Origin of the sequence: Enterobacter cloacae complex sp. 402C9, assembly GCF_050030745.1 — a bacterium.
Classification (GTDB): Bacteria; Pseudomonadota; Gammaproteobacteria; order Enterobacterales; family Enterobacteriaceae; genus Enterobacter; species Enterobacter intestinihominis.
This window is the reverse complement of sequence record NZ_JBLGUW010000001.1, coordinates 4000038-4012518: the sequence shown is the minus strand read 5'-3', so window position 1 is coordinate 4012518 and position 12481 is coordinate 4000038. Positions and strand designations below refer to the sequence as shown.

The following is a 12481-nucleotide window of genomic DNA, read 5'->3' as shown; positions in this document are numbered from 1 at the left end:
TTTTTTGCCGCTTGTACGGCGCTCCTAAGACTGCCCTGATTCTGGTAACCATAAAGTTAATGAGGTTTTTTTACCATGAATCAGACGCTACTTTCCTCTTTTGGCACTTCAACTCAACGTGTTGAACATGCACTGGATGCACTGCGCGAAGGCCGCGGTGTGATGGTGCTTGACGATGAAAACCGTGAAAACGAAGGCGACATGATTTTTGCCGCCGAGAACATGACCGTTGAGCAGATGGCGCTGACCATCCGTCACGGTAGCGGCATCGTATGCCTGTGCATCACCGAAGACCGTCGCCAGCAGCTTGATCTGCCGATGATGGTTGAAAACAACACAAGCGCCTTTGGTACCGGCTTCACCGTGACCATTGAAGCGGCACATGGCGTCACCACCGGGGTGTCGGCGGCTGACCGCCTGACTACCGTGCGTGCAGCGATTGCTGATGGTGCAAAACCCTCCGATCTGCACCGCCCTGGTCATGTCTTCCCGCTGCGCGCGCAGCCGGGCGGCGTGCTGACCCGTGGTGGTCATACCGAAGCGATCATCGATCTGGTGACGCTGGCTGGCTTCAAACCCGCAGGCGTGCTGTGCGAACTGACCAACGATGATGGCACCATGGCGCGCGCGCCGGAGTGCATCACCTTTGCGCGTCTGCACAATATGCCAGTGGTGACGATTGAAGATCTGGTTGAATACCGCCGGGCGCATGAGCGTAAAGCCAGCTGAACATGCTGATGTGAAAAAGCCGGGGAAACCCGGCTTTTTTGTTTCTAGTGGTAGTTAATTTTGAACAGTACCACGGTTTCAAACGGCCCGGACTGAATCGCTTTTCCTTCATCCCGCGAAAGTTCAGCCGTGTAGTTTTGCTCAAGATTCATCATATCGCCCGTAAAATCGGCGTATTCCTTGTACTGGTTGAATGTGTAAGGCTCCGTTCCGTTAAGAATACGCAGCTTTAACCCATTCCCTATCAGTACCGCGGTGTCGTCTGCGCTGAGCGTTTCGGTTGTGTAAAATGACGAGTCCATCTTAAATCCGTCCGAGCACTGGGCATCCTGCACTTTGGTGGTTCGAATTGAAAACGTGCGAATACGCTTCTGCTGATTCACAATGTCGCGCGCACTGAAGGTGCCGAAGTCGATCTCCTGATTCTCAGGGTAAATGCTAAACGTCGCCCCGCAATCCAGTACCGTAATGTTTTGCAGCCCGTTGATGTGATACTTCAGGTTCTTCGCGTCGGCCATCTGATTAACGCCACCCTTACCGTCAAATTGCACAACGATGTAATCGCTGAGCGAACTGACATAGCCATGCGGCGGCACAGCCTTTATTCTCACGAAAAGTCGTAATCGGGCGACGAACGTGCGCGAAATATGGATATCATCCGGATTACCAGAGCAAATGCGATTCTCCCAACCCATCTGGCGGATTTGAGCAGGGGTGTAAATAGTGATGTTATTGTTGTCCAGACACTGGCGGGTATCCACGCCGTTGGGCTGACCTGTAGCATCGTAATCTATACCTTCATAGGTGACGCCCAGCTCATAATAGGGATCAGTTGCGGTAGGATAAGGATTTACCCAGGCAAAGACATCTTCCGGCTTAAAATTGCTCGAGACGTTGTTGTCACACGTCACCGGAATCCTAATGTCATCAGACTCCCATATTTTTTGGCCAATTTGGGCGTTGCTGGGTATGGCAAAGGGGGAGATCGTTTTTGTCTCCTCGACGGAACCGCCAGAGCCACCCAGATAACAGTTAAGCGCCATCGCATCTTCCAAAGGCAGCGCTGAAAGCAGCAATGTAAGCAGGACACTAGCGAGCTTTCGCATCTTTATCGATTTTCCGTTCGGTAAGTTTACATTGCGCCGTTCCGGTGCACTGCACGTCGACTTTTTTCAGTGCACCGTAATCGTCGATATAGCCGATGCTGTAATAACTACCATGGTAATCGCCGGTAGACGCGGTTGCCGTGGCGAAAGGCGCAATCATCAGACTGTCAAAACCCGGCAGCATGGTTTTAGCATTTTTGCTCAGCCACGCCAGCGTGATGTAGTACGGCGTAGGGTTGTGGACCGTGAGCCCTTTCGCGTTGGCGGAAATTTCCATTCGCATTTCAGTCAGTTCGCCGGATTTTTTGCTAATCGCTTCTGGACGCCAGAACAGCTTAATTCGGCTCTGCATTGCTACCTGCATCACGCTGCGCTCCTCGCTGGCGCTGGTGTTTTTTGGCGGTACTTCACGCAGGTTGAAATAAAACAGCGATTCCCTGTCTCCTGGCAGCTGGCGAGTAGCGGCTTGTTTAACAATCCTTATCTGCGACGAGGTGCCCGCTTCGATACGTTGAATAAGGGGAAGCGCCATAAAGTGCGTATCTTCTTTTTGTCCCTTTTCATCTTCAATCCAGGAGAGCGCCAGATAAGGCAGCACCTTGCTCTGGTTGTCCACTTTCAGGCTGCTGGCCTTGTCGCTTTCTGGAAAAACAATGCGCGTGCGGTCCAGATTAATGGCTGCGTGGGTAGCAAATGCTGTGCTGGTTAGCATCAGGCACAGGCTTTTAAACGGCGTTAATTTCATGATGATTTCTTACTGACACGGCAGTATCAACTGCATACTGTTTTCTAAGTGAGAAGGTAACGAGAAGCGACACTGTTGGTTGTCGCCCCATGTCACGCGAAACTGCTGTTCTGGCTCAACGGCGGCCAGCCAGACGCGGCCTTCATCGGCCACCATCCCAACCTGCAAATTGCTTGCTTCCAGGCGAACAATCGCCCCGAGAGGTGGCGCTCCTGATGACATTCGCAGAACGCCTGTCACGTCCTTACCTGCGCGCGTGGCAATCTGACGATAACCAATGGCTCCCTCAGTCCAGGTTGAGGTCACGACGCGGTTGTCTACGTCCACGCCATCAGGGAGGTTGTTCAGATTGACCTGCACGCTGGAGGGAGAATAGCTGGAGAATGACGGTAAAACGCCGATGCCAAAACGGTTGGTCTCATCTCGCGACATGTTCAGCGGGATATTGCCTACCCCGTCGGTGCTGACCATCACACGAGGTTCATTACCGTAGCTTCGCCGGTGCAGCGCGGCGCCTTTCGCCGTTGAGGTGAAGGAACCACTCCAGCTCGCGCTGAGGGAGTTATATTCGTCAGCTTTATAGCTGCCTGAGAGATTGAGATCGCCGTACGTAGAATAATGCTGATAATTCCCGCTGACCTGCGCGCCGGAATCTGGCTTTCCGCTCTCCGCGCCTGCGGAAACGCCCCAGGTATTATTGCGATCCGACGTGTCATACCACGACACGTTATGACTCAGCGTGTCGCTGTTACGCAGGTCATAGTTAAGACGATGGTCGGGATCGAGCGGTACGCTGAGCGAGAGATAGAACTGAGTATCGTCACTTTCGTCTTCCTCATCGTAATGCGTTTTACTCCAGGACAGGGTTACGCCGAGGTTCTTCCAGCGGCCCATATCAAAGTTGTAGCCCGCCGTGATGCTGCCGGTCGTGGAAGGTGAATCATTCCACCATGTCTGACGCAGCATGTTGACGTACAGGTTCAGGGATAACGCTGAAATGTACTGGCTTGCCGTCACGCTCAGGGTTTGTTTCTCCGACTGGCGGTCACCGTCGTCATAATCAAGGTAGCGGGCGTAGCTCAAAAACTGGGGGTCTGAGTAGCGGTAGCTGGCAAGCGTAAGCTGACTGCCGGTGGTATCGAAACGCTTGCTGTAGTTAATGCGATAGCTGTAACCCGTCTGACTGCTCTGGTGTGGCAGCTGGCTGGTGGCCTGCGTGACGTCAAAAGAGAGCGCCCCCAGCCAGGCCATATTCTGGCCGATCCCGGCAGCGACGGAACGATAACCGTCGCCATCGGTCAGCGTGCCGCCATACAGGGAGGTGTGTGACAGCACGCCCCAGGAAAATTCGCCGCTCATGAAGGCGTTATCTTCGACGTCATGGGAGGCACCCTGGCGCGCTTTACCCGCCGCGAACTTGTAGCGAACCTGACCCTTGCGCGTTAAAAACGGCACGGACTCGGCAGAGACCTGGAAGGTGCTGACGCGGCCGTCCTCTTCCGTGACTTTGACGTCCAGCGTGCCCTGAACCGACTGGTTAAGATCCTGAATAACAAACGGGCCTGGTGGCACTTTACTTTGGTAAATCACGCGATCGGCAAGGCTTACGGTCACCGTGGCGTTGGTTTGCGCTATCCCGGTAATCTGCGGGGCATAGCCGCGCAGCGACCATGGCAGCATACGTTCTTCGCTGATTAGCGATGCGCCGGTATAGGTAAAGGCGTCAAAAATTGCGGACTGGAAATCCGTTTCACCCAGCGTCAGTTTCGCTCCGATTGAGGGCAGAGGGCGGAACATATATACGCGTGAAAAACGGCCATCCTGCTCTGAGCCTGCTTCAGTATCGCTTCGCGTGTACTGGTAATCGCTTCGCAGGCGCCACGCGCCCATGTTCGCACCGACGGTGCCATAGGTATTGGTGTTATTATTGCTGCTGCCGCTATTGGGCTGATAATGGCTGGCAAAAAGATTGTAATCCAGCAGTACGCCCGGCACGCCGTTGTCCCAGGTGGATGGCGGCATCCAGTCCACCGCACGGTATTGCAGCCATGCCTGGGGGATCGTCACATTCAGGGATTGGCTATCTTGCTCAAACGTAAATCTGATGTCTGGTCTGGCGGCGAAATCAACGCATCCCTCTTTTTCTGGCAAAGCGTGACGAACCTCATCCTGTAACGCAAATGTATCGGCCAGTTCGGGAGGAATACACACCTGAACCGCGTTATTTATTTCTCTCCAGCGAAGGAGCCAGCCATTTGCCAGCGGAATATCATTAACTGAAACCGTAACGAAATAGCTTCCCGGCGTAACCGATATTTGATCTTTAAAACGTGATAAATCGACGCTGCCGCGCTGATCTTTATCGATGGCGTTTATATTAAATTCAGTGGCAGAGGTAAGTCTCGTCATTAACAGGGATGCAATGATGATTATCCATTGTAATTTGTATGTCATCATCCTGTTACTCGAATATATAAAGGATGCCGACCGGCATGAATTACCAGTCGGCTAAAACTGTTACGTAACAGAATTATTTGTACAACAGGACGTAGTTAGCCGTGGCTTCAACCTGGCCTGCCGTCGCAGTTTTACCCGTGGGGACTTCCATAACCGCTTTGAAATGCAGCGTCTGGGTGGTTGATCCTGCCAGCAACTCAACCTCGTTGGATTCTCCCAGCGTGATAGCAGCCTCCGCATTATCCAGCAGACGTACACCCACGTTCTGCGCACCACTTGCATAGGTGTTACTCATCAGGCTGGTGTCTGTCGCGTCTGTCGCTGCGCTGGTGAAGGTCACATCCACTTTGGTAATTGGCGTGTCGGTTTCGTCTGCCGGATCGTCAAGCTGGCAGTTTTCCAGATTAATATCGACCGGAACCGGCGTGGATTTTTTGTTGGCGTTGATAACGGCCGTAGTCACTTCACCCAGATCGACTTCTTTATCAACGCTGTCTGGTGCGATGCTGCACGGTGCGTCAATAACAACACCTTTGAATTTGATTTTGCCAGAGCCTTGATCTTCAGCAAAAGCAGAACCCGACACAATGCCAGCCATAGCCGCTGCTAACAGTAATTTCTTACCCATATACATGGAAATATCCTTTTTCAGAGTGATTCATAATGTGAATATTAATTTCAGAATACTTGCAAAGTATACGGATTGGGGTGGGAATACGCGATTAACGTGACTTAAATATATTTGTAGGTGCTTTTAATTAATATTTTCAGGCTATCTTAAGAGACGCCTTTTTTTGAAATTCTAATGGGTTTATATTTGGTGAGTTATTATAGGGTAAATATATAGGATTGTTATTTTGAATAGTATAATGCCTCCGTATGAAACGGAGGCATTAATTCTTAACCAATACCTGCCGTTTGTAGCAGAACCAGACTCATCCCCATCACTGACATTCCACACAGCACGCCGTAGCTTGGGTTATTGTTGGGATCGATCTCTTTTGCCAGCGGCATCAGCTCATCGACAGAGAGCGCGACCATAATCCCGGCCACGGCAGCCATAATTGCAGCCATTACAACCGGGGATACGAGGCTACCGAGGATCAGCCACGCCAGCACGCCGCCGAGAATTTCAGCCATCCCGGAGATACCCGCCCAAAAGACAGCTGTACGTTTTGAACCCGTGGCGGCATAAACGGGCCCGGCAACGGCAAGTCCTTCAGGAATATTGTGCAAAGCAACGGCCAGCGCGACACCAAAACCCATTTCCAGGTTGCTGCTGGCCGTGACATAGGTGGCGATACCTTCCGGAAAGTTATGCAGGCTGATACCCAGCGTCAGCAGAATGGCCGTGCGTTTGATATTGCCAGGGATGGGGGCAACGCTTTTTTGCATTAGATCCTGCGGGTGCGCGTGAGGAAGGATACGGTCGAGTGCAAAATAACCCAGCAGGCCAATGATAAACATGCCATAGCCCAGAACAGGCGACATCCCTTCGGCGTGAAGCGCGGCGGGCAGCATCTCCATCAGCGAGATAAGCAGCATAATCCCGGCGGCGAAACCCAGCGAGAAGGCCAGCAGGCGATTAGAGGGTTTTTGACCGAGTACCCCAAGGAACGCACCGATAAAGGTCGCGGCGCCCGCAAGTAAGGTCAAAATCAAAGGTACTGACATGCATTCTCCTTAAGCGATATCTGGCATTCAAATTTCCTGATGATGATCTTCACGGTTATCTACGTTCATCTTCACCTGAATGCGCGTAATGTAGGCCCATCACTTTGTCACTTCCTCTAAGGATATCACCATGTCTCCTTCTCGTATGCCTGCACTGTTTTTAGGCCATGGCAGCCCCATGAACGTTCTGGAAGATAACGTCTATACCCGCGCCTGGTGTCAACTGGGTAAGACGTTACCGCGTCCGAAGGCAATTGTGGTGGTCTCTGCGCACTGGTTTACCCGGGGTACCGGCGTGACGGCCATGGAAGCGCCAAAAACGATCCATGATTTTGGCGGTTTTCCGCAGGCGCTATACGATACGCATTATCCGGCCCCCGGTTCGCCTGAGCTGGCGCAGCGGCTGGTGGATTTGGTGGCACCTTTCCCGGTCACCCTGGATAAAGAGGCCTGGGGCTTTGACCATGGCTCGTGGGGCGTGCTGATTAAGATGTATCCTGATGCGGATATCCCGATGGTGCAACTGAGTATCGACAGCACCAAACCGGCTGCCTGGCACATGGAGATGGGGCGTAAGCTGGCTTCGCTTCGTGATGAGGACATCATGCTGATTGCCAGTGGCAACGTGGTGCATAACCTGCGTACGGTACGCTGGCACGGTGAAAATACGCCGTACCCCTGGGCAGCGGCCTTTAATGACTATGTAAAAGACAACCTGACCTGGCAAGGGCCGGTCGAACGGCACCCTTTGGTGAACTATCTGGATCACGACGGCGGTTCGCTCTCTAACCCGACGCCGGAACACTTCTTGCCATTGCTGTATGTATTAGGCGCATGGGACGGTCAGGAGGTTATTACAACACCGGTCGACGGTATTGAGATGGGGAGCTTGAGTATGCTGTCGGTGCAGGTGGGGTAAAACATGCCCGGTGGCGCTGCGCTTACCGGGCCTGCGCTCAACATGTAGGCCGGGTAAGGCGAAGCCGCCACCCGGCAAGTCTTATTCAATAAAAATATGCGGGTAGAAACGCGACAGATCCTGCGTAATCAGCGCGCGATCTTCGCGAATACCAATCCCGGCAGGCTGATCGTTAATAAGCCAGCTGCCGATCAGCGTATAGCTGTCGCCAAACTTCGGCAGTTGATAAAACGCCTGGACGATCATCCCTTCCTCACCGTACGGCCCTTCAACCGCTTCCAGCGTTTTACCGTTTTCGATAATCGAGACGTTCGCGCCTTCACGAGAGAAGATTGGCTTAACGACGTATTTCTCCATTGGCGGGAAATCATCTTCGGCAAAGTAAGCAGGCAGCAGGTTCGGGTGGTTCGGGAACATCTCCCACAGCATCGGCAGCAGGGCTTTATTGGAGATAATGCTCTTCCAGGCTGGTTCCAGCCAGCGCACACCGGCGTCTTCCAGCTTGGTAGAAAACATTTCGCGCAGCATGTATTCCCACGGGTAGAGCTTGAACAGGTTGCTGATCACCTGATCCTGCGTGTCCGTAAACTGACCTTTTTCACCTAAACCGATCTCTTCGATATAGAGGAATTCCGTCGCCACTTCCGCTTCGGCTGCGCAGTCCTGCAAATACTGAACCGTACCGCGATCTTCTTCGGTATCGCGACAGCAGGCGAGGTGCAACAGGTTGAAACCGTGCTGTTCTCGCAGTTCGGCGAAACGCTCAATTAGTTTTTCCTGAAGGCTGTTGAACTGGTCGCTGCCTTCCGGCAAGTTTCCGGCATTCGCCTGATCTTCCAGCCAGATCCACTGGAAGAACGCGGCTTCGTACAGGGAGGTTGGCGTATCTGCGTTGTTTTCTAAAAGCTTCGGTTCACCCACGCCATCCCATGCCAAATCGAGGCGAGAGTAGAGCGAAGGCTGGTTCGTTTTCCAGGACTGACGAACAAAGCTCCAGGTGTGCTTCGGAATGCGGAATTTTGTCATCAGCTCATCGCTGTCGATGACTTTCTCTACCACCTTCAGGCACATCTGGTGCAGTTCTGCGGTCACCTCTTCAAGCTTTTCGACCTGCGCGAGCGTGAGCTTATAGTAAGCGTCTTCACACCAGTACGGCTCGCCGTACATGGTGTGAAAGTTGAAACCGTATTCGGTGGCTTTTTCGCGCCAGTCCGGGCGCTCGACAATACTGACTCGTTCCATGATCAGCCGCCCATTGAGCGAGTCGAAGAGCCGGTCGCACTACGCTGCATGGTGGTTTGTTTCGCCACAGACTCACCGAAGCCGCCACGGGTAATGGTGCTGGTAGTGGCTGGTTTCGGTGCCATCGCGGTTTTCGGTACGGTCATCGTACGGCCAGGCGTTGCCGCACCGTAACCCTTGCCGGTGGCATCGGTGTATTTACCGTACGCCGGGCTGTTTGGGTTTTTAGAACTAAACAGCGGTTGCTGCTGGTAGCCCGCGCCGCCGCTCATCAGACGGCCCATCATATAACCCGCCATCAGAGGCATCCAGAAGCTACCGCTGGACTGTGCCTGCGCCTGGTTTTCCGGCGCCATACCTGCCTGAGCAGGAGCCTGCTGGCACTGGCCTTCGCCGAATTCGGCTACACAGTCTTCGCGTGAGGCATATTTCGGCGCGGTACGTTCTGCCTCTTTCAGGGCGTTGTTATAGGCCGTCGTACACTCGGCGGCTTTACCGGTTGCGCTCGCACAATCGTCAGCGTTTTGATATAGCGACACCGTTTCGTCGCTTTGCTCGCAGCCTGCCAGCATAAAGACGGCGGTGACCGCCAGCGCGACAGGTGTCAGGTGGCGTGCGTTCCAGCTTTTGCGGAACGACGCGTGATTCATCGTTTTTGTCCGTTTCATATTTGTCTTCCAGGACCCAGGGGTATTAACGCTCAGGATAGAGGATGAGTGGTTGAAAATGAAGCGAAGAGGGGCGAAATCCGGGGGATCTTTACGTTGGCTTACGTTCGGGGGGGATTAATGTGCTCCCTCTCCCTGTGGGAGAGGGCTGGGGTGAGGGCATCAGGCCGCATTGGGCCTGATGACACACTTAGTTACGGAACGGATTCGTGCCGCTGCTCGCAGGTGAGGTGCTGCGCGCTGCCGCTGGCTGTGCAACCGGGGCGCTGCCGTTAGCGTTGAAGTTATCAACCGCGGCATCCTGCTCTGGATTTTCCGGCGCCACGCTGTCAGGCGACGTGGATACCGGTTTACCCAGCGTACTGTTCAGCATTTGCAGATCCTGCTCGTTCAGCGTACCCAGCGCCTGCTTGATGTTCAGCTGGTTAATCAGGTACTGGTAACGTGCGCTGGAGAGCTGCTGTTTCGCGTTATACAGTGTGGTCGTTGCGTCTAACACGTCAACGATGGTACGCGTACCGACGGAGTAGCCTGCTTCCATCGCGTCCAGAGAGCTTTGCGCAGAGACAACGGCCTGTTTGTAAGCGTTGATGCTACTGATAGAGGCATTGACGTTGTTAAAGGAAGAACGTACGGTCTGCACCACGTTGCGGTGCGCGCTTTCCAGCTGCTCGCTGGCACCCACAAAGTTGTATTGCGCCTGTTTCACCTGAGAGTTAACCATCCCGCCCTGGTACAGCGGCAGAGAGAAGCTAAGGCCCACTTTGTTCTGGCCAACGTTGCTGTCGTCATAGGCCTGAGACGTCGTTTTAGACCCGCTGTAGCTGGTATCCGATACGCCGGTAGAGGCGCTCAGGCTCAGGGTTGGCAGGTGACCATCCTGTGCAAGGCGGATCTGCTCGCGTGCCAGATCCTGGCTCAGGCGCGCCTGCAATAAGGTCAGGTTACGGTTTTCCGCTTCTTTCAGCAGAGCATTAACCGCCTGCGGTTTGTCCGTTTTGAAACTGTCCACGTTCAGAGAGGCCAGCTCAGGATAGTAGTTACCGGTGACCTGACGCAGTGCTTCCAGTGCGTTGTCGAGGTTGTTACGTGCGGTCACTTCGTTAGCCAGTACGGTATCGTACTGTGAACGGGCGTTCTGCACGTCCGTGATCGCGACCAGGCCTACGTTAAAACGCTGGGTGGTTTGATCTAACTGGCGGTAAATCGCCTGTTTCTGCGCTTCGGTATAGGAGAGCGCGTCAATCGCGCTCAGTACCTGGAAATAGGCGGTCGCGGTATTCAGGATCAGCGTCTGCTGATCGGTCTGATAGGTGACATCCTGAATGCCTGCGCTCTTTTCCTGCAAACTCAGTTCACGCCATTTGGACATGTCGAACAGGGTCTGTGTAAGCTGTAAAGAGGCGCTGGTGGCATTCGAGTCGATGCCATTGTTATCGCGAAAACCGTTAGTGTAGGTATAATCTGCACCTAAGCCTAACTGCGGCAGCAGTGGACTACGTGCTTCGTTAATCTTTTCAAACGCAGCATCACGATCGGCCGCTGATTTACGTAAATCAGGGTTGCCCAGACGTGCCTGCTGGTAGACCTGTAACAGGTTCTCTGCCTGGCTCATTGCACTGAAGCCCGTCAGGCTCAGGCCGATAAGGATGGGGAGCAATTTCTTCATTTGCATTCCTTGTTGTGAAGCAGTATTAGCGCTGATCTAATTAAAAATAATTGCCGATTCTAACAGAATCATCCACACCAAAAGGTTGGCGTAACGTGCCATCTGGCGGTAATTTGCTCCAATCTACCATATAGCCATACAAACGGCAGCCAAACAGCCTTGAAATTCACAATTTCATCACCATTGCTACCAGGACTCGACCGATGCAAAAACCAGAAAACGTGCCTGTCACCTTCGCCAAAAACGATGTAGAAATTATTGCACGAGAAACGCTTTATAGCGGTTTTTTTTCAATGGAACTTTACCGTTTCAGGCATCGCCTGTTTAACGGTGAAATGAGCGGTGAAATCGAACGCGAAATTTTTGAGCGCGGGCATGCGGCAGTCTTGCTACCCTTTGACCCAGTGCGTGATGAAGTCGTGCTGGTCGAGCAGGTCCGTATTGCGGCGTATGATACCAGCGAAACGCCGTGGTTGCTGGAGATGGTGGCCGGGATGATCGAGGAGGGTGAGTCGGTCGAAGACGTCGCTCGCCGCGAGGCGCTGGAAGAGGCAGGCCTGGCGATCGGTCGGACGAAACCGGTGTTGAGCTACCTGGCAAGTCCGGGGGGAACAACGGAACGCTCATCTATTATGGTGGGCGAAGTGGACGCCACGACAGCGAAAGGGATCCACGGTCTGGCAGATGAAAACGAAGATATTCGGGTTCATGTGGTGAGTCGGGAGCAGGCTTACCAATGGGTAGAAGAGGGTTTAATCGACAACGCAGCGTCTGTCATCGCCTTGCAATGGCTGCAACTGCATCATCAGAATTTACGAAACGAGTGGAAAAAATGAAGCGCTATACACCTGACTTCCCAGAAATGATGCGCCTGTGCGAAACCAATTTCGCCCAGCTGCGCCGCCTGCTGCCGCGAAACGACGCGCCCGGCGAAACGGTAAGCTATCAGGTGAGCAACGCGCAGTATCGGTTAACGATAACAGAATCAACGCGCTACACTACGCTGGTGGAGATTGAGCAAACGGCGCCGAGCATCAGCTACTGGAGCCTGCCGTCAATGACGGTACGTCTTTATCATGATGCGATGGTCGCTGAAGTGTGTTCAAGCCAGCAGATCTTTCGCTTCAAAGCGCGGTATGATTATCCGAATAAAAAGTTGCATCAACGCGACGAAAAGCATCAAATTAACCAGTTTTTAGCCGACTGGCTAAGATATTGTTTAGCACATGGAGCAATGGCGATTCCGGTTTGTTAGCGTCATAAACCTACCTA

The 12481-nt window shown here is 53.2% G+C and carries 12 protein-coding genes; 4 read left to right on the top strand and 8 right to left on the bottom strand.

All coding sequences use genetic code 11. The features are described 5' to 3' along the window. Positions 1–75: 75 nt before the first annotated feature. Entirely contained in the window at positions 76–729 is a 654-nt protein-coding gene (ribB, locus tag ACQG1K_RS19085; protein ID WP_426721054.1) for a 3,4-dihydroxy-2-butanone-4-phosphate synthase, read from the top strand. 44 nt (positions 730–773) lie between these two features. Here ribB and ACQG1K_RS19080 read toward each other — a convergent pair whose 3' ends face one another. The 5 genes from ACQG1K_RS19080 to zupT all read right to left on the bottom strand — a co-directional run bounded on the left by ACQG1K_RS19080 (position 774) and on the right by zupT (position 6711). Further along, a complete protein-coding gene (locus ACQG1K_RS19080) occupies positions 774–1835 on the bottom strand; it encodes a type 1 fimbrial protein (RefSeq protein ID WP_058646834.1) in 1062 nt (353 codons plus the stop codon). Further along, positions 1819–2580, bottom strand: coding sequence for a fimbrial biogenesis chaperone (locus ACQG1K_RS19075; protein WP_367075012.1), 762 nt, complete (start codon positions 2578–2580; stop codon positions 1819–1821). The genes ACQG1K_RS19080 and ACQG1K_RS19075 overlap by 17 nt, the downstream gene beginning before the upstream one ends. Positions 2581–2589: 9 nt before the next feature. Continuing rightward, positions 2590–5034, bottom strand: coding sequence for a fimbria/pilus outer membrane usher protein (locus tag ACQG1K_RS19070; protein ID WP_367075014.1), 2445 nt, complete (start codon positions 5032–5034; stop codon positions 2590–2592). Positions 5035–5110: 76 nt separating this feature from the next. Beyond that, the gene (locus ACQG1K_RS19065; protein WP_022649431.1) at positions 5111–5671 is read right to left on the bottom strand and encodes a fimbrial protein; all 561 of its coding nucleotides are present in this window, start codon (positions 5669–5671) and stop codon (positions 5111–5113) included. Between the two features lie 266 nt (positions 5672–5937). Continuing rightward, positions 5938–6711, bottom strand: coding sequence for a zinc transporter ZupT (gene zupT / locus ACQG1K_RS19060; RefSeq protein WP_022649430.1), 774 nt, complete (start codon positions 6709–6711; stop codon positions 5938–5940). A gap of 130 nt (positions 6712–6841) precedes the next feature. Between zupT and ygiD the strand changes: the two genes are divergently transcribed. Beyond that, positions 6842–7630 carry a 4,5-DOPA dioxygenase extradiol gene (gene ygiD / locus ACQG1K_RS19055; RefSeq protein WP_426721056.1) on the top strand — a complete coding sequence of 263 codons (789 nt, stop codon included), beginning with the start codon at positions 6842–6844 and terminating at the stop codon, positions 7628–7630. 81 nt (positions 7631–7711) lie between these two features. Here ygiD and ACQG1K_RS19050 read toward each other — a convergent pair whose 3' ends face one another. From ACQG1K_RS19050 to tolC, 3 genes are all read right to left on the bottom strand, one after another. Further along, a complete protein-coding gene (locus tag ACQG1K_RS19050) occupies positions 7712–8872 on the bottom strand; it encodes a glutathionylspermidine synthase family protein (protein WP_022649428.1) in 1161 nt (386 codons plus the stop codon). 2 nt (positions 8873–8874) lie between these two features. Further along, positions 8875–9540, bottom strand: a complete 666-nt coding sequence (locus ACQG1K_RS19045; protein WP_006811983.1) for a DUF1190 family protein — start codon at positions 9538–9540, stop codon at positions 8875–8877. A gap of 190 nt (positions 9541–9730) precedes the next feature. Next, positions 9731–11209 (bottom strand): outer membrane channel protein TolC, encoded by a 1479-nt coding sequence (tolC, locus tag ACQG1K_RS19040; protein ID WP_022649426.1) that lies wholly within the window; start codon positions 11207–11209, stop codon positions 9731–9733. A 203-nt stretch (positions 11210–11412) separates the two neighbouring features. Here tolC and nudF point away from each other — a divergent pair, with 203 nt between their 5' ends. Continuing rightward, positions 11413–12045 (top strand): ADP-ribose diphosphatase, encoded by a 633-nt coding sequence (gene nudF / locus ACQG1K_RS19035; protein ID WP_367075019.1) that lies wholly within the window; start codon positions 11413–11415, stop codon positions 12043–12045. Continuing rightward, positions 12042–12464 (top strand): DUF1249 family protein, encoded by a 423-nt coding sequence (locus tag ACQG1K_RS19030; protein WP_003862516.1) that lies wholly within the window; start codon positions 12042–12044, stop codon positions 12462–12464. The genes nudF and ACQG1K_RS19030 overlap by 4 nt, the downstream gene beginning before the upstream one ends. Positions 12465–12481: the final 17 nt, after the last annotated feature.

Coding starts and splice junctions, on each gene's coding strand:
- nudF (WP_367075019.1), top strand. CDS start 11,413: ATGCAAAAACCAGAAAACGTGCCTGTCACCTTCGCCAAAAACGATGTA.
- zupT (WP_022649430.1), bottom strand. CDS start 6,711: ATGTCAGTACCTTTGATTTTGACCTTACTTGCGGGCGCCGCGACCTTT.
- ACQG1K_RS19050 (WP_022649428.1), bottom strand. CDS start 8,872: ATGGAACGAGTCAGTATTGTCGAGCGCCCGGACTGGCGCGAAAAAGCC.
- ACQG1K_RS19080 (WP_058646834.1), bottom strand. CDS start 1,835: ATGCGAAAGCTCGCTAGTGTCCTGCTTACATTGCTGCTTTCAGCGCTG.
- ACQG1K_RS19065 (WP_022649431.1), bottom strand. CDS start 5,671: ATGTATATGGGTAAGAAATTACTGTTAGCAGCGGCTATGGCTGGCATT.
- ACQG1K_RS19045 (WP_006811983.1), bottom strand. CDS start 9,540: ATGAAACGGACAAAAACGATGAATCACGCGTCGTTCCGCAAAAGCTGG.
- ACQG1K_RS19070 (WP_367075014.1), bottom strand. CDS start 5,034: ATGACATACAAATTACAATGGATAATCATCATTGCATCCCTGTTAATG.
- ygiD (WP_426721056.1), top strand. CDS start 6,842: ATGTCTCCTTCTCGTATGCCTGCACTGTTTTTAGGCCATGGCAGCCCC.
- ACQG1K_RS19030 (WP_003862516.1), top strand. CDS start 12,042: ATGAAGCGCTATACACCTGACTTCCCAGAAATGATGCGCCTGTGCGAA.
- ACQG1K_RS19075 (WP_367075012.1), bottom strand. CDS start 2,580: ATGAAATTAACGCCGTTTAAAAGCCTGTGCCTGATGCTAACCAGCACA.
- tolC (WP_022649426.1), bottom strand. CDS start 11,209: ATGAAGAAATTGCTCCCCATCCTTATCGGCCTGAGCCTGACGGGCTTC.
- ribB (WP_426721054.1), top strand. CDS start 76: ATGAATCAGACGCTACTTTCCTCTTTTGGCACTTCAACTCAACGTGTT.